The organism is Mesorhizobium sp. M0037 (assembly GCF_040323635.1).
Lineage (GTDB): Bacteria > Pseudomonadota > Alphaproteobacteria > Rhizobiales > Rhizobiaceae > Mesorhizobium.
In genome coordinates, this window is the sequence record NZ_JAMYVB010000020.1 from 24,247 (window position 1) to 42,976 (window position 18,730).

Genomic DNA, 18,730 nt, shown 5'->3' on the forward strand with positions numbered 1-18,730 from the left:
TTAGCGCCTCTGCTTGGCGCGGGGATCGAACAAGTCGCGCAGGCCGTCCCCGAGCAGGTTAACGGCAAGGACTGTGACCGCAAGGCAGATTCCGGGGGCGAAGATCGTCAATGGAGCAATGGCGAGATACAGGCGCGAACTGGCGATCATGTTGCCCCAGCTCGGAATATCGGGCGGCACGCCGACGCCGAGGAAGCTCAGCCCCGCCTCCGTCAGGATCGCGTTGGCGCAGACGGTAGCGCCCTGGACCATGAGCGCCGGAACGGTGCTCGGCAGGATATGTCGCCACAGCAGTTTCGGCAGGCGCGCCCCGCCGCAGAGCGCGGCCTCCACATAGGGACGCTCGCGAACCCCCAGAACCACAGAACGAACCAGCCGCGCGACGGCTGGCGTCTCAGGGATTGCGATGGCGACGATGAGGATGCCGATCCCCGATCCTGTCAGAGAAATGAGCGCAATCGCCAGCAGAATCGTCGGGATCGACATAAGGCCGTCCATGACCCGCATGACGACATTGTCGAAGCTGCGGCTGTAACCTGCGATGACACCGATCAGGAGCCCGACCGCGGCCGCGCTTGCTGCCGACAGCAGCCCGACCAGGAGGGAGATCCGGGCGCCGAAGATGGTTCGCGCAAACACATCCCGGCCCAGATTGTCGCTCCCGAACCACATCTCGGCGGACGGCGGCTGGAGGCGCTTGAATGGATCTATGTTCACCGGATCGCCGGCGTAAAGCGGGGCGGCCAGCGCCAGAATGATGAGGAGCGCCAACAGGCCGCCGCCTGCAGGGACGAGCGGATGCCGCCTTGCCAGACGGGCAAGATCGGATAGGTGGAACCGACCCATCGGCTGGGCTTCAACTGGTGCGGAGAGGAGCGTCATATCAGTACCGGATGCGGGGATCGATCAGCGTGTACGCCAGATCGACCGTCAGGTTGATAAGAACGTACAGACCCGAAGTCAGGATGAGCACACTTTGGATGATCGGATAGTCGCGGTTGTTGATTGCATCCACGACCAGACGTCCGATACCGGGTATGTTGAACACAGTTTCCGTGAGGACAACCCCGCCGATCAGGTAGGCGAAGCTTATGCCGATGACGGTCAGGATGGGGACCCCGGCATTCCTCAAGGCATGGTGGAAAAGCATGGCATAGGATGAAGCGCCTTTGGCAGCGGCCGTTCTCATATAGTCTTCCGACAGGACCTCGAGCATGCTTGCCCGCGTAACCCGCGCGATGAATCCGATATAGCCAAGACTTAGGGGCACTGTGGGCAGGACCAGATGCGCGAACCAAGGCACGAGGCCGCTAACGATCGGCTTATATCCCTGGACTGGTAGCCAGTGTGTTTGGATAGCGAAGAAATAGACAAAGAAATAGCCGATGACGAAGACCGGGACTGAATAACCAAATGCCGAAAAGGCAGCGAGCAGGCGGTCGACGAGGCCGCCCCTTCTCCAGGCGGCAAGGATGCCAAAAGAGACCCCGACCGTCACTGAAAGCATCATCGTCAGGATCGACAGCGAAAGAGTCGGCTCAAGCCGCTGCGAGATGAGCTCGACCACCGGTCGTCCCGCAAAGATCGAGGTGCCGAAGTCGCCGCTGAGCATGTCGCGGACCCAACGTATGAACTGAACCGGCAGGGGATCGTTCAGGCCCAGCTGCTCGCGGATGTCGGCGATCACCTCCGCCGAGGCCGATCTGCCGGCGATAGTCGCCGCAGGGTCGCCGGGTGCCAGCCTGAGCAGCAGGAAGACGAAGACGCCGACCATCGCCATGACGGCGATAGCCGAGACCAGCCTGCGAAGAATTTGGACCATCGCGCGTCAGACCTTCTGCATGTTCCACATGGGGACTGTGTCTGCCAGGCCGATGAGGCCAGTAAGCGTCTTGCGGCGCGCGATTGGCGTTACAACTTGGCCTAACAGAACCTCGGGAACATAGTCCCACCATATCGCCTGCATTCGGCGGGCCAGTGCCTTGCGCTCCTCAACCGATTCGACCTCCGCCCATTTGATGCGAAGAGCTTCATATGTTTCGTTCTGCGGCCAGCCAAACCAACCTTTTTCGCCATTCATGGGCAGAGTGCAACTGGTGACAACCATGCCGAGACTTGTTTCAGCTTCGATAGTTATGAAGATGTTCCAGCCACCGTCCTCAATAGAGCCCTTGTTCGCGCGACGGACGACAAGCGCCCCCCAGTCACTCGGCGCGAGCTCTGCATTAACACCTACCTTTCGTAGTGTGGCTGCCAAAAACTGAGAGGCATTGCTCGCCTCTGCCCAGTCAGTGGGCTGCAGGATGACAACTCTCTCGCCCGCATATCCCGCCTCCCTGAAGAGTTGCCTTGCCTTATCTTCGTTGTTGCCATTTCTGAACCATCCCGTATTTTCGTCGTTGGAAAACGGCGTTCCGTTCCCAAACATCGATGTAACGATGCGGAAGTACTTCGGATCGCCATAAGCAGCGAGCATCATTGCCTCTTGATCGACCAAATGAAGTATCGCTAAGCGCGCCTTCGCGTTATCGAATGGCTTTTGGGAACAGTTCATGCGTATGAACATGTCGCTCCCGCTCCTATCCAGAACTTGCAGCTCAAGGTTGGGATCGCTCTCGATAACCGGAAATAGATCCACCGGCGGCGTTGACAAGAAATCAACCTCACCTGCTTGTAAAGCAGCGAGAGCAGTCTGTTGATCTCCGATCATTTCCAAGATGACACGATCGACCTTTGCGATCTTCCCCCCCGCTAGACCATCGGGCGCCTCGAAACGTGGTACGTATTTCCCGTTGCGGTCGTAAGTGAAGCTCGCGCCCGGCTTAGCGCGAGCGTGATTGAACTTGAAAGGCCCCGACCCGATATTTGCGGTCACCTGGTCCGTTGGAGAGAGACGGGCGTCGCTCTCGCGCATGATAAATGGACCTTGGAAACACATGATATCGATGAGAGCCCCCAGCGGTTCCTTGAGTGTAATTGTGAAAGTCTTGTCATCTTTTATTGAGATGTCCTTGGCTCGTTCTAGTAGCAACTGCCCGCCTGGGGCAATTTGGCCCCACCGGCGGATCGAGGCCACACAATCTGCCGCCGAAACAGAGGTGCCATCGTGCCACCCCAGACCATCGCGGAGCTGGAAGGCATAGGTCTTCTTATCACCCGATGCACCCCACTTTCCTGTCATCTGGGGGTGCGGGATAAAGTTCGAGTCGACCCCGAACAGCGTGTCGTACACAGCTAAGGCATGATTAAGGGTGGTGGTTGAAGTCGAAAGGACCGGGTCGAACACACTGAGGCTACCCATCACCATGCGGACCACCCTGTCGGGGGTTGGTGATGTTTGACCGCGAAGGATGGAAGGGGTTGACAACACCGTTCCGAAGGCCAAACCGGTCTTCACAAGCCCTCGTCGAGAGATTCTCATGCCTTCGGCCCTCGCTTTAGCCCAGGCGAGCGCGGATCCAAGCCGTGGACCGACCCCCACCCGCTAGCTAAGATATTGACGTTCAACCCCAGGCGGAGCCGCTCGGAATTTGCGACATCCAACGTCAGGTCCACCAGAGAACAAGATCCGGGCGAGCAAAACCGAAAAAGCTGTTAAGCACCAAGCGACGCTTTCCGTTGCCTGATTGACCGGTGACTCCGTGAACGAAACCGCCATCGATCACGCCGATATCCCCCGCCCTGAGCTGGAAGTCGCGACAAGGGACGCCCTCGAGATAGGCTGCCGAATAGGGATAACCCGTAGTCTCCACACCTTGAGACTTTCGATCGGTGGATGTCGGCTTGTGGCTCCAGAGCCGCAGATTGCCACCTTCCTCGGGCATGCTGGGATAGAAGTTGAGTGCTGTGACGGTGTTGTGCGCCACCGCAGAAAGCTCGTAATCCTTGCCAGCACATAACACTTGAGCGACGTCGTCGTGGGGGTCCAAGGAGAACGTGCCGCTGCCAGACCAACTTAGAGCGCGACAAACATTGGCCTGACCGTGCTCCGAACGGGCCAGCCGCAATTCAATGCCCTGTTTGCTAAGGTCGCGCTTCAACGCGTCGAACAACGCTCGGACCGGATCAACCAGATTCTCAAAAAGGGCGTGGACGTAGGGTCGCACAGTTTCCGCCTCTGCGAAATATGTGGCTGCATCCTTTCTATAGTGGGATGCCCCGACATATTGTCCGGGGACGCCATCCTTGCGCTCCTTCAGACCGGGACTGCAGCTGAAGTTCGCGGTGATCACCTCGGCCAGTTCGGTGCTGAAAGCTTGCCTAATGTGAAGAGCGGTGATCTGACCCTTCAGAACTAAGATGATGTCCGCAGTGCTGATCGAACCGGTTCGTTCTCGGATCGTAACTGGCGAGGTGGCTGGGGCTTTGGATACTTGATTAGTTTCCATTAGCTTGCTCCTTTAGTGCGTGCTCAAGGATTGCGATGCCCTGATCGAGTTCGTCATCGGTGATGGTTATCGGTGGGAGGACTTTGATGACGTCGCGATTTGGTCCTGAAGATTCGATGAGCAGGCCATTTTCGAACGCGACATCGTGCACACGGCCGACAACGGCCTGCGAGCGGCACTTGAGGCCGGCCATCAGACCCCGGCCGCGCTTTTGTTCGATGCACTTGGGAAATTTCGCAACGAGGTAATCGAGGTGTCTTTGCAGTTTGGCGGCGGTTCGCTCGACACCAGCAGTAAACTGCCCGTCTGACCACATTTTGCACATAGCCCCTGCAGTCACGAAGGCGAGATTGTTGCCTCTGAAGGTCCCGCTATGTTCTCCGGGATTCCAAACATCCAGGGCGGGCCGAATCAGAACAATGGAGAACGGGCTTCCTGATCCGCTGAGAGACTTTGAAAGGCATATGATATCGGGATCAATGCCCGCGAACTCAAATGAGAAGAACTCACCCGTTCGTCCTGCGCCCGCTTGGATGTCGTCGACGATCAAAACAACGCCGTGCCTGCGGCAAATGCCCTGAATTTCCATGAGCCAAGCTGCGGATGCAGTGTTCATGCCGCCTTCTGCCTGGATGGTCTCCAGGATGATTGCGGCGGGCTTTTCAATGCCGCTGCCTGGGTCGCCCAATACGAAGTCTATGTAGGTCGCGGAATCGAAATCTTGGTTCGGGTATTGGTCGTAGGGGACACGGATCACATCGTGGCGAGCAACACCGCCCAATTCCCTAGTCGATGCCGAACCTGAAACCGCCAGAGACCCAAGCGACATGCCATGAAAGGCATTTGTGAACGCCATGACGCTCGAGCGGCCAGTATATTTTCGGGCCAGCGCCAGCGCCGCTTCGTTAGCATTTGTCCCAGTCGGCCCAGGAAACTGTATCTTGTACGAAAGCCCCCGAGGCTTCAGGATGGAATCCACAAACGTTTCAATAAATTCGCGCTTTGCCACCGTATACATGTCAAGAGATAGGAGGATGTTCTCGCCACCGAGATATTCAACTGCAGGTTTAACGATATTGGGGTTGTTGTGTCCGTAGTTGAGGGCGCCGGAGCCTACGAGAAAATCGATATGAGGCTTACCGCCTTCGTCCCAGATTGTCGCCCCGAGAGCCCTCTTAAAGACTGCAGGAAACGACCGCCCGTAGCGACGAACGTTAGACTCATGAGCCGTAAAAGCGTCGGTGTTCATTTGGGGTCCCTGTGTAAGCGTCGCGTTCAATAGAGAGCGATTAATGCCTTTGGTCGGTCGTTTTTCATTCCACAAGAAGACCACGCAGTCCGAGCGAAAATCTGGTTGTGGCGGATCTAGGCGCTGCGTTTTGTCTGCTGCACAGCTGCACTTCAGACCGGTCCTGCGCCGGCTCGTATGCTGATGAGGTTACTCTGAGATCTCCAGCGTAGTTACGTTGCACTGCATCCCGGTCGGTGAATACGTTTACACGAGCTCGTCTCTAGAGTTGTCCGACAAGCGCCGACTACCGGCGTCTGCTCCCTCAGACGGCAGTCGAATCAGTAAAAAACGCTGCTGTCACATCACAACCGACCAGTTGATCACAGGTCGTGCTCTAGGAGCCAACCAACCTTCCAAACATTCCTATCCCCCTCGGAAAGCGTCCGGAGGGCCGCTGCAGATACGGAGCGTAAAACCCTGCCGAGAGCATCGGATGATCAGGAGGCAACGTGGAGAACCCCCCAGCTGCACCTCGGCAATTTTTCGAGGAACAAAGACAAACTTGAACCGCGATCGAATCGAATTCAGTGGTAGCGTAATCCCAGGTCACTTCGACGTCTTCAGCGATTTCGTGAATAGCAATGAAATCATAGGCGCCGAATCGGTTAGGCACGATCGCTAGATTTGGATTGCAAGAATGATTCGAAAGGACAGCGGGCTCCTCGAATGTAGCATGGACGTTCCAGTCAATCTGAATGCTATATATTGTTCTCTCTTCCTCAAATCTGTCAATTAGACCAGTCATGACTGTCTCTCCCGGGAGGAAATCACGGGAAGAAAAGACGCCTCGCCCTCGTTCGACTCCGGTATTCTCGATCTTTACTCTTTCCTTATTTAGTGTTCTCGAACATGCAGCGTCATCTTCCAATATAGAATAACCTTTCTTTATTCTATTATTTGGCATAGTGGCTGTCCTTTTCACATATTTAGTTACAGTAGCGAAGCTTTCCGCAATCTGGCCGTTAGGACCCGCGGCATTTGTCGTGAGCAGCTTTTGCGGTCGTCGAGCCCCTATCGATGGCGGGTGGAGGAGCGGTTCGGCAACGAAGAACATTCAACATTTGTGCCAATTCAGCTGGCACGAGCTGAAGCAGCAATTTTGTCGACGCATGACACGAAAAGGCTGCCCAAACGATGCGGCGGACCCGACAAACCCGACACAAATGTCGGAAGTCGGCTGGCGTCCGGTGCCACAACAGCCTCCCATCTCGTATCCGACGGCGATGGCACTGGCGCCTAACAATGTTCTCGGCCGGCGTCGTACCTTGTCGTTTCCGCTGCGAGCTTGACCACTAGCTTTCGACCGGGCGGCGCTGTGGGACCTGGCTCGCCCCCAGCTCGCTCCCGGTCCAGCATCGCACAGACCGACTCTGCGGCGGGGTGATCTGAAGTCGAATAGGGATGGCATAGGCCCATTCGCGAACTCCGTCTGGATGAAGCGCTCTGCCTGCCTAGCTTGGTCTTCTGCGGCCGGATAGAGTTTCGTTCAGGTTCATTTTGAAGTAGGTCGTGTCCCATCAGGTGGTGTAGCTCGGCGGTAGCGAAGCCGCTCACGAGCGCGCCGTTAGTAGCGCTGTAGCGAGCGAACGGCGTGTGGGTGGTCATCGGCGCTTTCCGGTAGGGTTTGGTTGTTGACGCCAACCCATTTCGGAAGGACCACCGATGACCGAAGACATGATGAACCTGCGCACGCTCGTGGAGAAGACCCCGGATGCCGATCTGCTGCGGGAGATGATCGGCTTTGCCGCCGAGCGACTGATGGAAATGGAGGTGGGCGCGGCCACCGGCGCCAGCTATGGCGAGAAGAACCCGCTGCGGCTCGCTCAGCGCAATGGCTACCGCGACCGCGACTGGCAGACGCGGGCCGGCACGGTCGAGCTGCGCATCCCGAATGAGCGATGATCCCCTGATCAGCCTGCCAGCCGTGGCGCGCTGATCAGCCCGGCCCATGCCGGAGAGCACGGCGACTAATGCCGCCAGCTACACCACGCCGCGGGACACGATCTTGAAATATGTAGGACTTCCTGTTGGTGAGTCGCCGTTCGCATGCTCTCGTCAGTGAAAGCATCGACAACGCCAAGAAGGCCAAGCTGTCCCAGCTTGCGTAGTCTCGGTTCAGCGAAGCACCGACGTGGACGATCTCGTCTCGGCAGGGCGAAGTACGAATCCCTTAAAATCTCTGACTTGCAGAGCAGTTCGTATGCCCCCAAGCCAACCTTCTCCCTTGCGTTAAATTCATTGGCTGCAACAGAACTTTCAAATGAATTTACCGAACCTTTGCGGCTGCAGATCGCTAACTAGGGTACGTTCACCCCCAGTGTCAGATCAGGCACCGATGCAGTTGTGCCATGACCTTGGCACAGCACCGAAAATCGGGAGCACAACCAATGGCCAAAAGAGCATTCATCCTCCTTGAGGGTCATTCAAGGGGCAATGGCCTGCTATACGTCGAAGCGGCTAAGCGTCTTGGCCTTTATCCAATCACCTTGTCGACCAATCCTGCTCAGTACGACTATCTCGCGGCGGAAGCGATGGAGGCAATCGCTGTCGATACGGACAATCTCGACGCTCTGATCCGTGAATTTTCCCATTTAGGAGAGATGTATGAGATTGCTGGCATTGCTGGCTTTTCGGGCGAGGATGAGTCCGTCTATGCAACAGTTGGTAAGCTCTGCCGGCATTTTGATCTACCGGGACCGAACCCCGAATCGGTCGAACAATGTCACGACAAATTCATCCAACGTCAGCTTCTCTCGGATGCCGGCATTCCGGTACCGGCTTATCGCTTGGCAGCGAACATGGCGGACGTAGAATGCTCTGCCGCAGAGATCGGATTGCCAGTGATTGTTAAGCCGGCGGTAGGCAGCGGCAGCATGGGTGTTCGATTGTGCCGCGACCTCGACGAGTTGGCTAAACATACGGCCTATTTGTTGGGTGGGCAGCACAAATGGCGATCTTCGCCTAGGATGCTGGTCGAGGAATTCGCAAAAGGTACTTACTATTGGGCAGACACAATGGGAGATCAGATCATTGGAATTGGGACCGCTGACTACGGCCCTCCCCCGCATTTCGTCTGCCGTTCGTGCACCATTCCGGCCCCGCTGACTGATGACGAGCATGAACGTATCGCCGATGCTTCGCTGAGTTGTTTGCGAGCTCTTGGGCTTGGCTGGGGGCCGGCCGGCATCGAATTCCGGTGGACGAAGCGTGGCCCAGTCGTCATTGAAGTTAATCCGCGACTTCATGGCGCGCCCACTCCCCAACTGCTTCAGCTGGCTTACGGTATCGATCTCGTCACCGAGCATATCAACATTGCTACTGGCAAAGAATGCGATTTGCGCAGAAGGCATTCGCACGTTGCGGCCGCGCGGTTCCTAGTTGCTGATCGCGATGGCATCCTTGATATGATCGCCGACGGCAGTCAAGGAACTGCTGTACCGGGCGTTGCCGAGGTAAAATTCTATATTCCACCTAAGACCTCGATCGTTAGGAAAGGCGATTACCGGGACTGGATCGGGCATATTATCGCCACCTCGCCCTGGCACACTCAGGTCGAAGAGATACTCCAACGTGCGGTCGATTCACTCCATTGGTCGATCAAGCATTTTCCGACGGTTGGCGAATAGGCAGGATCAGCTAGTCTGGAGACGTCCTGTGATCGACGAATCGATTGTGATGTGACGGCTGCGTTTTTGGGCAGATTCAACATCGCCCTCGATGGAGGTTGACGATGGGAAGAGCATTTAGCTAGCGTGGATCTTCGGTCGGGGTCTTGAAGACTTCGGACGAGGGCATGTCGGCGCGGCAAGCGGCGGCGCGGGTTGGCGTGGGAGTGTCCAGCGCGATCCGCTGGACTGCGGGCGAAGATCGGCGAACTGGCGTCACGCCCGCAGGGCCGCCGCCCCGCCTCCGGCCTCGATGCGCATAAGCCTTCATCGGGGAGCGCAAGGACTGACGCTGAAAGAGGTGGGAGCGGCTCGTCGCCGAGCAGTCGGTGCGGATCAGCCGCAGCGCCTTGAGCGCTTGGCTTCGCGGCCACGCTGGACATTCAAAAGTCTGCGCACGCCAGCCCCCCCGACTTCCTGAAGCGGCGCCGGGACTGGTTCGAGGGCCAGCTCGATCTCGATCCAGCGAAGCTCGTGTTTATCGATGAGACCGGCCTCCATGTGGTACTCACCTCTCCTGAACCAAGAGACATTTCATGCCGATCTTGGCGGCGACTGCCGCGACATCCGCGTGTGGTTGGACTGCACGCCGCCGACGGTGACGAGCGTATCAGCATTTGATGCTATTGCGTCGGCGATGATGTATTCGAGCTTGCGGAGCTTGTTTCCGCCGAACGCGAGACCGGAGTTGCAGTCCTCGGGTTTGGCGGAGATTTCCACCTTGCCCGCAAGATGCTTGGAGAGGCGGTCGAGCTTCTCGATGGGTGTCGGTCCAAATGTAAGAGGATAACGCTCGAACTTTTCCAGCATTTTTCTCCGGCACACGCGATGGAGCTGAATTAGCCATTCACAATCATTCTAGAGGCGTCTTTGATTTGGCATCACCTGCGTTGTCCGGCGCCAGTCCCACGCTATTCCAGCCTCGTTCGGCATTGAGAATCGCAACCGAACGCCGGCTTGAGAGAGACCAATGCGGTTGGCATTCAAGAACTGTGTCTCCTCATTGTCTAAAATGAGCGCATTGCGGGTCACCAGCTCAACCATAGTATTCCTTCTATTGTCTGCTCAATGTCTATGGTTGCCCCAAAGTTGTGCTAACTTGAGCACTGACCTTGTCATGTCGCCTCAAGGCAGCAGCAGCGATATGGCCAGCATTTCATCGCGCTGGAGCAAATCTGCAGATTCATGCGTCACCTCATCAAGGTCTGGCGGCTCGTACCCTACTTCCTTGCAACTGTCGAAATGCTCAGCCCTTTGGCCAGCTCGGCTAACGCGGCCAGACCGCCAGATCAGAAAGAGCACGCTTGCGAAATACGCCAGCTGAAGGAGCAGCGAACACGCCAGCGACGTGAGGACTACTGTGCCGATGGAATGAGAAGCGAAGTAGACGGTCAGAACGGTGCTGCAAAGGACCATCCCCAGGACGCGACAGAAGGTTCTAAAGGGCAATGCCGTTCTCCTGGATTATCCACCATCATGCAGCGACATTGTCGGCCGCAACATGGGTCTGGCAGTTCTTCGGGCAGACGCGGGCGCAGGCTCCGCAGCCAATGCAGCGGCCAGGATGATCGACGGCCATGATTATGCGATTGAGCTCGCCATCGTCGTCTTCGCCGTCGCAGGCGCGGATGACTTCACCCGCGTCGTCGACGCCATAAAGATGCATGACTTCGCGCGAGCAGACTTTGAAACAGCGGCCGCAGCCGATGCAGGTCGTGCCGTCTATAGCGGCGAGATATTCCGGCATCCATCCGGAGCCGTCGCGGGTGGTGAATGTGCTCCTCATAGTAACTTCTTCATGGCAGCGAGCTCTCTCCTGGCACCATCCAACTCGGCAAAAACGGCCCACGCTTGTTCGGCAACTTCCCCTATCTCGGTCGACTTTCCTGGGAGATCCTCTGCAAGGTCGTGCAATTTCATCTTGCCAATTACCGCGCGCAGCTGAAACTTTCGGACTTTCGTCCCCATCTGATCTAGCTTTGACATAGATCCTTCCCCGAAATCCTTTTGTTCACGCCCGTCCCACTTCGGGATAGGCTTCGATGGCCGCAGTCGGATCGTCGATCAGTTTCGTACCGGCCTCTGCTAGCTGCCTGAGCGTCTTGAAGCGGAACCGGGTGGATGTCTCGACAGAGCGACCCAACCGCCCGGCCGTAAGCGCAATCGTCCGCAGCCCCCTAGCTTTCATGTTTGTCATTGGCGATGTCGTAGACCGGAGCGCTTCTCGACCGCGAGCCCGACGGAGTGTAGAGCAGGTCGAGCCTCCCAGCACGTCGAGCTCGGGATCGCCACCAGCAGCATCGCACGGCGATGCTGCTGGTGGCGATGAAGTTCGCCAGCTGTTCGGCGTCCGATTTGCGTTCCCATGAGCCGTAGGAGACTTGAGCACGGATCAGCCGCACCAGGCATTTGACGAACGGCGTGGCAAGGGCCGCCTCGTCCTCGTTGACAGCCGGGCTGACCGTGGCATCAGACATTTCGCCTTCTCCTCATTTCAGTCCTCTTCCTCGAAGCACGACGTCTGTTTTCTGGGACGCCTACTTCGGGCACACTTGCGCAGCCGACGCCTGGCTCGGCGCCGCTGATTCCACACGATTGATGTCCTCGGCCGACCTTCAACACGTCCTCGGCTCCGAAGTCTTCCACGCGAATTCGCGTCGAACATCGCCTCCGCCGCAATGCCGGAGGCCATGAAAATTCGAGCCTCGATCCTGCTGCAAACGATCGACCAAGTGCTGCATGGACCCTCCATGCTGCGGTCAAGCGAGGGAAATGGACGAATTGGCCAGTAAGCCATTTCGACCAATCACCCTTTTTTATCTTTCTTCCTTGGCCGACTGCGCTTTGGCACCTTCGGGAAACTGTTTTGCTCAGCGGCAAAGAGAGCGCCGCAACAAGCCTTCGCACCCCTGTACTTGGCGAGGGCCTGCAGCAAATCCCGCAGATGCTGCTCTTTCAATTCGGCTGGGATAGGGTCCGGACGGTCCAGCGACGTCAGTGCCAGTTCGACCAACTCGATCGCGCGATCATTGTTGCCGTTCTCGTGATAGTACCGGGCGACCGCGGGATAGGACCGGAACTTAGGACTGGCGCCTTGCGGGGGATTCAGCGCCAGGATGTGTTCGGACAGCTCCTTGCCCATCGCGAAGCGCTCAGCAGGGGGAAGGCGCGAATGGTCATTGGCCGGATGGAAAAGTTGGTCTAGCGCCGAAACCATCCAATCCTCGGCATTTTTGTCGATCGCGTCGCGGACCAATTGCCGCATCACGGGCAAGCCGGTCCACATGTCTTGTATTTTGTGAAGCAACAGATGCGCATGAGCCAGGCGGAAATTGAGGTCGTCCGGCATCAAGGCAATGCCCTCTTCGATAGCCCAGAGCGCTGTCTTCCAATCTTCCAACTTCACCGCCGCCCAGAACCTGTCATCGATCGGCTTCTTCAACGCTTGTCCGCGCGCCAGGGGTTCGCTTGTTGCGATCCGCTCCTGATCGGCCGCTTTCGCTTTGTTGCTGGTACGCCAGCTGCCCTTGAGCACTTTCGGCAAAACCTCACCTAGTTGGCTCGGATGACCGATAAAGGCGATGCAGCCGTCTCGCTCGACTACGAACGAGGTCGGAAGCCCGACGCAAAAGCTGGGTTCCCTCCAAAGCTTCTTCATTTCGCCTGTGAGGTCGAACCCAATCCGATAATTCAGATCCGGGCACTTTTCGACCAACCACGCATCCAACTTGGTCCGGGCCTCGACGGCCGTTTGAGCGTCTTCATCAGCCGCGATCCCGACGACCTCAAGTCCGCTGTCCTTGTATTTCTCCTGTACCCGCATCAGCTCGAGCATCTCCGCCGCACATAGTTCGCACCAAGTTGCCCAAAATTCGACGATATAGACTTTGCCGGGCTGGAAGTCCGCAAGGGGCTCGCCACGCAGCCAGTCCTCCACTTTGATCGAAGGAGCCGGTGACCCCATCCGCAACATCATCTTCCCCTCCAAAGCTGTTGACAAAGGTTGCGTGACCTTATGGGCAAGCTTGTTTCCCTTTGAGACCGTGGCACGAGGGTTCAACGAAGGGAGAGCATCGCTCGTCTTGCGCATCTGCGTGCATTCAGCCTTCACTCAGTGTTGCTGAAAGTTAATTCGCAAAGGTCGTGCCAACGCGCTCGGCGTGCAGTAAATGCTGATTATACTTAAAAAGCTTCCGGGGCGCTCAGATAGCCGGGTGTACTAGTCGCGACAGTGTTTTCTGCCATTGTCATGTCTTGGACACGCATCACCCGCTTCGCGTCGGCACAGAAGCGTGGCCCGGACGTCTCGACATATAGGGGACGAACAGATGGACATCATAACTGCGTTGGCTAGCGCCAGCCACGTCATCATCGTCCGCCTCAAGCCTTGCTTGAGCTTCTTGCCGTTCCGGTCGCTCAGCGGAACGCCATTGCAATTGCAGGGGCCGCTCCCTCCGAGCATCGCCTCTGCCCTACCTCTTCCGCTTTGCGCTTGAATGCCTGGCTCGCAACGCGTCGGCATGTGCCGGGCCGGTGAACTCTCCCGGATTCCTGCTTTTGTTGTTCTGTATCCCCGTGCACAGGTCCCACAGGGACTGCCTGGTGCGAATGTGAGCGTTGTCGAAATTTGACCAGCCTCAAGGCCGCTCCGTCGCCACGCGGTGGGCCGGGCAGACTAGAACGCTGAAGATGCGGCCGCCCTCGCCGCTGACGCGGCTACCATCCCAGGGCGATGACACGTGATTGATGCCACCGTTCGCGCGCCGACGGCCGGCAAGAGCCCGACCGTCGGACTCGAAGGTCGGTGCGTTGGCCGCTGCACGATCGTTGCCGTGTTCCGTTCCCGGCCAGTGGTGAAGGAAATCGTGAACGCCAACACGTTGAGTCTACGGTACGAACGCGGCCTGCCGCGCTGAAACCGCTCTCTTCTCGACCTGACGCGGCTTGAGTATCGGTGTTTTGAGCGCATGAGGACGCCTGGGCTTCTGCCCGACCGTTTGTTTGCGCGCTACGGCTTGTCTGGGCGAGCAGACACCGAGCGCGTAGAGGCGTCCGGGAATGTTCTTCGCTATGGCGTCTGCAAGTTGCTCGTGAGCTTCCCGAAACCTGCGCGTTCCCGCCACCTTTTCCGACTTCGCATCAGGCCAGGTGAGTAGAACGAAAAGCAACGCTGCTGCCTCAGAACCAGTCAGCGAGCCAAAAAGAGCGGGTATGGCGGCTTGCCAACTATCCATCTCGCGACACCGCCGAAGAGCCGCTCACGCAGCCGGCGATTGCCACAAGCGCGCATGACTATCATATCGGCAGACGTGTCGACTGCGTGCAGCGCGAGCACCGCGGCTGCCGATTTTCCGGCGCTCGCCAGCAGGTCAACCGACACCCGAGCACCGTGCCGAGTGAGATACGCATCGATATCAGCTCCCGGCTCGGTTCCATTTCCGGTGCAGGTCGCCTCCGGATCCACTAGTGAGACGCGAGATTCCTCAGCACTGGATAGCAGATGCAGCGCTTCCCGAATCGAACGGGACGCCTCGACTCGCGAATCCCAGCCGACCAGCACATGCCGTGGAGACAGAGTCGCCTCAGCGCCCTCCGGCACGACAAGCACCGGCTTTCCGGTGTCGAACAGGGCTGCCGTTGGTAACAGAGCTAGTGTGTTGAAGTGCGCGGCCGACGATTGTCAGATCATTGCAGAGCGCCCGGTGTCGCACCGCGTCACCGATGCTGGCCTGATCGCATTCGCAATATCGACATCATAGCACCGCCACGTTTCAGCAGTTTGTGGATTTCCCTGGATGTTTTTTCCGAACTGGCCGTGTCCTGTGAAAATCTCTTTGCCTGTACCGTTGTTCCAGTGCGGCAATGGCGTGTGCGCGTTGTCCAGGCCACTCGGGGATGCCACCGCCTAGCGGCCGAGGCGACCATCACGAGCGGCGGAGGCGACATCACCAGTACGGAAAGATACGCGCCGACTTCGGCACACAAGCCGGCAGCTGTCCTGACATCCTGATCGGAGTGGTCAACTCCCGTCACACTGAGTACGCTTTTGAAGGCCATCTGACTGCTTCTTTCTAGGTATGTCGTATCTGTAGGCGCGTTTCGAAGCCGCAAGACTTGCCCTCAGCACGATAAAGATGGGGGTGGCACTACATCGGTTCGCTGTTCAGCCGTCCGGCCACTCGAGCGAGTGGCAGCGCACCGATGCCTATTCACCGTCAGCTTCAGGCTCAACGTCCGCCTCCTCCAGCGAGTAGCCGTCGGACCTGATGGTTCGAATGACGATCCCGGCCGACGTCCTCTCCAGCTCCTTTCTGATCCGGCTGATATGGACATCGACGGTGCGTTCACCGACATGGATCTTTTCCCCCCAAGCTGCGTTCTTTAACTCGAATCGGCTGAACACCATGCCGGGAGTCTCGAGCAAATGCCGCAGCAGCTTGAACTGGATCGGTCCAAGGTGGATGTCGTGGCCGTTACCACGGACTCGGCGGGCATCGACGTTCATCTCTAGCCTGCCACAGCGGAGGCAGCTGTCGTTTTCGATCCCGTTTGAACCCGGCTTTGGCAGCGCCAGCTTCGTCCGTAGACAGTCGAGCAGCATCGCCGGCCCGAAGGGCCGCACAAAGCTCTCGTCAATACCTGCCTTCAATAGATCGAGGTGCTGGTTTTCGGCGCCGGGCGCGATCAGGGCAATAACCAGCAGGCCTCTGTTCCGGAACTCCGCCTTGAGCTGGGCACAGATGGTGGACCCTGACGAGCTTGCCGGCTGGCAGTCCAGCACCACGGCCTGCGGCTCCCGTTCACTGGCTAATGCCAGCGCTTCCTCCACGCTTCTGGCCAGTTCAATCCTGAAGCCATCCACCCCCAGAATGTGGCTGTAGTACAGACACAACTCCGCATCTTGCGAACAGATCAGGACCAGTGGCTTCATCAGCGCTACCCCAAGAACCACATCGGCCTCGACTGCCTCGATTGAGAGGGCTGGCGATCGCATGTCCTCGAGCCTGACATGATCCCTTTGATCGAAAATCGGTTCCATCACGCCCGCGCCACCTCGGGATAAGCCTCAATGGCTGCGGTGGCATCGCCGGCCAGTTGAGTACCGGCCGCGGCGAGTTTCCAGAACGTCTCGAAGCCGAACCGATGGACGTCGCGCAGGGTCTTGGACAAAACGACCAGTCGCCCGGCCGTGAAGAGCACGCGCCCGAAGCCCTCGTGGCTTATCTCCATCATCGGCGATGCCATCAGGCCGGAGCGTTCCTCAATCGCAAGCCCGACGGCAGTGTAGAACTTGTCGAGCCTCCACAGCACGTCCGGATCGGGATCGCCGATGATTGGAATTGCACGGCGCTGTTCCCTGGTGATGATGAAGTCGCCCAGCAGCTCGGCGTCCGATTTGCCTTCCCATGACCCGTGGGAATCATTGGCACGAATCAGCCGCACGAGGCATTTGACGAACGGGGTGGCAAGGGCCGCCTCGTCCTCGGTGGCGGCAGGGCTAACAGCGGCTTCAAACATTTCGCCCACTCCTCATTTCAGTCCTCGTCCTCGAAGGACGGTTTCTGTTCAGCGACACCTGCCTGCGCCAGCACCTTGCGCAGCCAAGGGGGAGGACACGTCCTGAGCATCATCTGTGTGCGCAACAGCACCTCTTGGATGGTCTGGGGCTGCGGCACTTTGATCGGATGGATCTTTGCGGAAACAAGTTTGGCTGCCGAAGGTCCGCCGATCGCCAGACAAAACAGGAGATGACAGCCCTTTAGCGCTTCGACCTTCGGGGTGATGCGGTCATCGCCCTCGATTCGATGCTTCCCGCTCTCGTCGGAAACGTCATCGAAGGCCACGGCTTCCACGAGATTCCACTCCTCGCGCATCACGTCGTAGACAGCAAAGCGCCTGGCCGATCCGAAATGGGCGTTGAGGTTCTTCATGTCCTGCGTGGCGATCGCCACGCGCAATGCGCCCGCCTGGCGTTCCGGCGTCGGTGCGTGAACCTCGTCAGTGACGAGCGAGAGGCGACGGACGGAGCTCATCTGGGATTTCTCGCTTACGGAGTGGATCAAGCGCCTCAGGCGTCGGCGCTCGCCCGTTGGCTTCGAAAATGTTGGCAACCTCGAAGATCAGGTCGCGGGTCCCCTGGTAGAGGATTGTGAGCTTGTGCTGGGCCCCGAGCCGGTCGAAGATCGGGAAGCCGACCCGCATGAGCGGAATGCCGAGGCGCTGCGCCGCCTGGCGGCCGTGGGAATGAGTAACGAGAAGATCAGCGCCGGCGCCAAGCGCTTCCAAATCGCCGAGATCGCCGATTTGAACCGACTGCGCCGGCACTTCCTCCAGAGTTTTCGACATAGCGGCCGTTGTGACCGCCGCCGCGATTTCGGAGCCCATGCCGATGAAGAAGCTCGCGAGTTGGTAGAGTTGGTCTGGTTCAGCAGCGATCGCAATTTTCTTGCCTCCAAAGTGGAAATGTCCGTCGAGCAACGCGTCCTGCAACTGCGCCCGCCGACGGCGCACCCCAGCCGGCGCCGCCTCGCCCGAAACTGCGGACAGCAGCGATACGAACCGATCGGCGTCCCTCAATCCAGTCAACGACCGGAACAGCACGTAAGACACCCCGGTCAACCTCTGCAGCACCTCCGCCGGGCGGCGCATATGCTCACCGATGACGATGCATTGCTCGGCCGTGCCAAGCTCGCGGACATCCTCCACGCTGGTGCCGCCATAAGTAGTCGTGACCCAATGGGCGGGCACGGTACCGTCGAGCGAGCCGGAGACGTCCGGCAAAATCACCGGCTGCAGTCCAAAGCTTTCAACCATCTCACGCAAATGCTCGATGTCAGCGACAGTCAGGTTCCAGCCTGGCAGGATCACGATCTTCTTCGATTGCCGCGCCTGCTCGCCGGGCCGTGTAATCCCTTCGATCATCGCGGTGACGGCTTTGGCCCAGCCCTCTTCGATCGCACCATCGAAATCTGGTGTGTTGGCCAGCACCACCTCCGTACCCGCGAGTTCTTTGGTGCGCTTCAGCCCGATATTGGCGATATCGCCTGCGCAGTCTTCGCCCCGGGTTTCCACCAGCGCGGTCGTGCAAACCCCGATCAGCGTTGGCTTTGTGCGGGCCTTGAGGTTGAGGATCGCCTCTTCCAGATGGTCTGCCCCGCCGAGGATCGTTGCCACCTCGTCCATCGCGGTTGTCTGCAAGGGAATGGCTTCCTTGAAATGTCGCACGAAGAGCACGAGCGCGAAGCTGGTGCACCCCTGGCTGCCGTGGAACAATGGCATCGCGCCGTCGACGCCAAGAAAGGCCAAGGCGGCACCCAGCGGCTGCGATGACTTCAGCGGATTGACCGCCGCCGCTTTGGTCTGGGGAAGGATGCGGACCATCGGCT

At 58.3% G+C, this 18,730-nt stretch carries 19 protein-coding genes and 3 pseudogenes; 4 read left to right on the top strand and 18 right to left on the bottom strand.

Annotated elements, in window-relative coordinates; translation table 11 throughout:
- From NKJ78_RS25275 to NKJ78_RS25300, 6 genes are all read right to left on the bottom strand, one after another.
- Complete coding sequence (locus NKJ78_RS25275) at nucleotides 1–882, bottom strand: ABC transporter permease (RefSeq protein WP_352562674.1); 882 nt, start codon at nucleotides 880–882, stop codon at nucleotides 1–3.
- A 1-nt stretch (nucleotide 883) separates the two neighbouring features.
- Complete coding sequence (locus tag NKJ78_RS25280; protein ID WP_352562675.1) at nucleotides 884–1,822, bottom strand: ABC transporter permease; 939 nt, start codon at nucleotides 1,820–1,822, stop codon at nucleotides 884–886.
- Between the two features lie 6 nt (nucleotides 1,823–1,828).
- Complete coding sequence (locus tag NKJ78_RS25285; protein WP_352562676.1) at nucleotides 1,829–3,421, bottom strand: ABC transporter substrate-binding protein; 1,593 nt, start codon at nucleotides 3,419–3,421, stop codon at nucleotides 1,829–1,831.
- Nucleotides 3,422–3,545: 124 nt separating this feature from the next.
- Nucleotides 3,546–4,388, bottom strand: coding sequence for a 2OG-Fe(II)-dependent halogenase WelO5 family protein (locus tag NKJ78_RS25290; RefSeq protein ID WP_352562677.1), 843 nt, complete (start codon nucleotides 4,386–4,388; stop codon nucleotides 3,546–3,548).
- The gene (ectB, locus tag NKJ78_RS25295) at nucleotides 4,378–5,637 is read right to left on the bottom strand and encodes a diaminobutyrate--2-oxoglutarate transaminase (protein ID WP_352562678.1); all 1,260 of its coding nucleotides are present in this window, start codon (nucleotides 5,635–5,637) and stop codon (nucleotides 4,378–4,380) included. Before ectB ends, NKJ78_RS25290 begins: the two co-directional genes overlap by 11 nt.
- Before the next feature lie 376 nt (nucleotides 5,638–6,013).
- Nucleotides 6,014–6,733, bottom strand: coding sequence for an SET domain-containing protein-lysine N-methyltransferase (locus tag NKJ78_RS25300; protein WP_352562679.1), 720 nt, complete (start codon nucleotides 6,731–6,733; stop codon nucleotides 6,014–6,016).
- Nucleotides 6,734–7,341: 608 nt separating this feature from the next.
- On the opposite strand from NKJ78_RS25300, the pseudogene NKJ78_RS25305 reads away from it, so the two are divergent.
- The 3 genes and pseudogenes from NKJ78_RS25305 to NKJ78_RS25315 all read left to right on the top strand — a co-directional run.
- Nucleotides 7,342–7,578, top strand: a pseudogene (locus tag NKJ78_RS25305) (transposase); the annotation flags it as partial.
- 488 nt (nucleotides 7,579–8,066) lie between these two features.
- Nucleotides 8,067–9,305: an ATP-grasp domain-containing protein gene (locus NKJ78_RS25310; RefSeq protein WP_352562680.1), complete on the top strand. Its 1,239-nt coding sequence runs from the start codon at nucleotides 8,067–8,069 to the stop codon at nucleotides 9,303–9,305.
- A gap of 167 nt (nucleotides 9,306–9,472) precedes the next feature.
- Nucleotides 9,473–9,842, top strand: a pseudogene (locus tag NKJ78_RS25315) (transposase); the annotation flags it as partial.
- A gap of 16 nt (nucleotides 9,843–9,858) precedes the next feature.
- On the opposite strand, the pseudogene NKJ78_RS25320 reads toward NKJ78_RS25315, so the two are convergent.
- The 7 genes and pseudogenes from NKJ78_RS25320 to NKJ78_RS25350 all read right to left on the bottom strand — a co-directional run.
- Nucleotides 9,859–10,154, bottom strand: a pseudogene (locus NKJ78_RS25320) (pyridoxal-phosphate dependent enzyme); the annotation flags it as partial.
- 315 nt (nucleotides 10,155–10,469) lie between these two features.
- Nucleotides 10,470–10,760: an exopolysaccharide production repressor protein gene (locus NKJ78_RS25325; protein WP_352562722.1), complete on the bottom strand. Its 291-nt coding sequence runs from the start codon at nucleotides 10,758–10,760 to the stop codon at nucleotides 10,470–10,472.
- 58 nt (nucleotides 10,761–10,818) lie between these two features.
- Nucleotides 10,819–11,130 carry a ferredoxin III, nif-specific gene (gene fdxB, locus NKJ78_RS25330; RefSeq protein WP_352562681.1) on the bottom strand — a complete coding sequence of 104 codons (312 nt, stop codon included), beginning with the start codon at nucleotides 11,128–11,130 and terminating at the stop codon, nucleotides 10,819–10,821.
- Nucleotides 11,127–11,330 carry a CCE_0567 family metalloprotein gene (locus NKJ78_RS25335; RefSeq protein ID WP_352562682.1) on the bottom strand — a complete coding sequence of 68 codons (204 nt, stop codon included), beginning with the start codon at nucleotides 11,328–11,330 and terminating at the stop codon, nucleotides 11,127–11,129. Before NKJ78_RS25335 ends, fdxB begins: the two co-directional genes overlap by 4 nt.
- Nucleotides 11,331–11,355: 25 nt before the next feature.
- Nucleotides 11,356–11,541 carry a DUF269 domain-containing protein gene (locus tag NKJ78_RS25340; protein ID WP_352562683.1) on the bottom strand — a complete coding sequence of 62 codons (186 nt, stop codon included), beginning with the start codon at nucleotides 11,539–11,541 and terminating at the stop codon, nucleotides 11,356–11,358.
- Nucleotides 11,522–11,821 carry a hypothetical protein gene (locus NKJ78_RS25345; RefSeq protein WP_352562684.1) on the bottom strand — a complete coding sequence of 100 codons (300 nt, stop codon included), beginning with the start codon at nucleotides 11,819–11,821 and terminating at the stop codon, nucleotides 11,522–11,524. The genes NKJ78_RS25340 and NKJ78_RS25345 overlap by 20 nt, the downstream gene beginning before the upstream one ends.
- A 329-nt stretch (nucleotides 11,822–12,150) precedes the next feature.
- Complete coding sequence (locus NKJ78_RS25350) at nucleotides 12,151–13,320, bottom strand: TlpA disulfide reductase family protein (RefSeq protein WP_352562685.1); 1,170 nt, start codon at nucleotides 13,318–13,320, stop codon at nucleotides 12,151–12,153.
- A 763-nt stretch (nucleotides 13,321–14,083) separates the two neighbouring features.
- Between NKJ78_RS25350 and NKJ78_RS25355 the strand changes: the two genes are divergently transcribed.
- The gene (locus NKJ78_RS25355; protein ID WP_352562686.1) at nucleotides 14,084–14,260 is read left to right on the top strand and encodes a hypothetical protein; all 177 of its coding nucleotides are present in this window, start codon (nucleotides 14,084–14,086) and stop codon (nucleotides 14,258–14,260) included.
- A gap of 272 nt (nucleotides 14,261–14,532) precedes the next feature.
- Here NKJ78_RS25355 and NKJ78_RS25360 read toward each other — a convergent pair whose 3' ends face one another.
- From NKJ78_RS25360 to nifN, 5 genes are all read right to left on the bottom strand, one after another.
- Nucleotides 14,533–14,952: a universal stress protein gene (locus tag NKJ78_RS25360; RefSeq protein ID WP_352562687.1), complete on the bottom strand. Its 420-nt coding sequence runs from the start codon at nucleotides 14,950–14,952 to the stop codon at nucleotides 14,533–14,535.
- 597 nt (nucleotides 14,953–15,549) lie between these two features.
- Nucleotides 15,550–16,383 (bottom strand): response regulator transcription factor, encoded by an 834-nt coding sequence (locus tag NKJ78_RS25365; RefSeq protein WP_352562688.1) that lies wholly within the window; start codon nucleotides 16,381–16,383, stop codon nucleotides 15,550–15,552.
- A complete protein-coding gene (locus NKJ78_RS25370) occupies nucleotides 16,383–16,862 on the bottom strand; it encodes a NifX-associated nitrogen fixation protein (protein ID WP_023690550.1) in 480 nt (159 codons plus the stop codon). The genes NKJ78_RS25365 and NKJ78_RS25370 overlap by 1 nt, the downstream gene beginning before the upstream one ends.
- A 17-nt stretch (nucleotides 16,863–16,879) precedes the next feature.
- Nucleotides 16,880–17,377, bottom strand: coding sequence for a nitrogen fixation protein NifX (gene nifX, locus NKJ78_RS25375; protein ID WP_352461208.1), 498 nt, complete (start codon nucleotides 17,375–17,377; stop codon nucleotides 16,880–16,882).
- Nucleotides 17,343–18,725 carry a nitrogenase iron-molybdenum cofactor biosynthesis protein NifN gene (nifN, locus tag NKJ78_RS25380; protein ID WP_352562689.1) on the bottom strand — a complete coding sequence of 461 codons (1,383 nt, stop codon included), beginning with the start codon at nucleotides 18,723–18,725 and terminating at the stop codon, nucleotides 17,343–17,345. The genes nifX and nifN overlap by 35 nt, the downstream gene beginning before the upstream one ends.
- Nucleotides 18,726–18,730 lie beyond the last annotated feature (5 nt).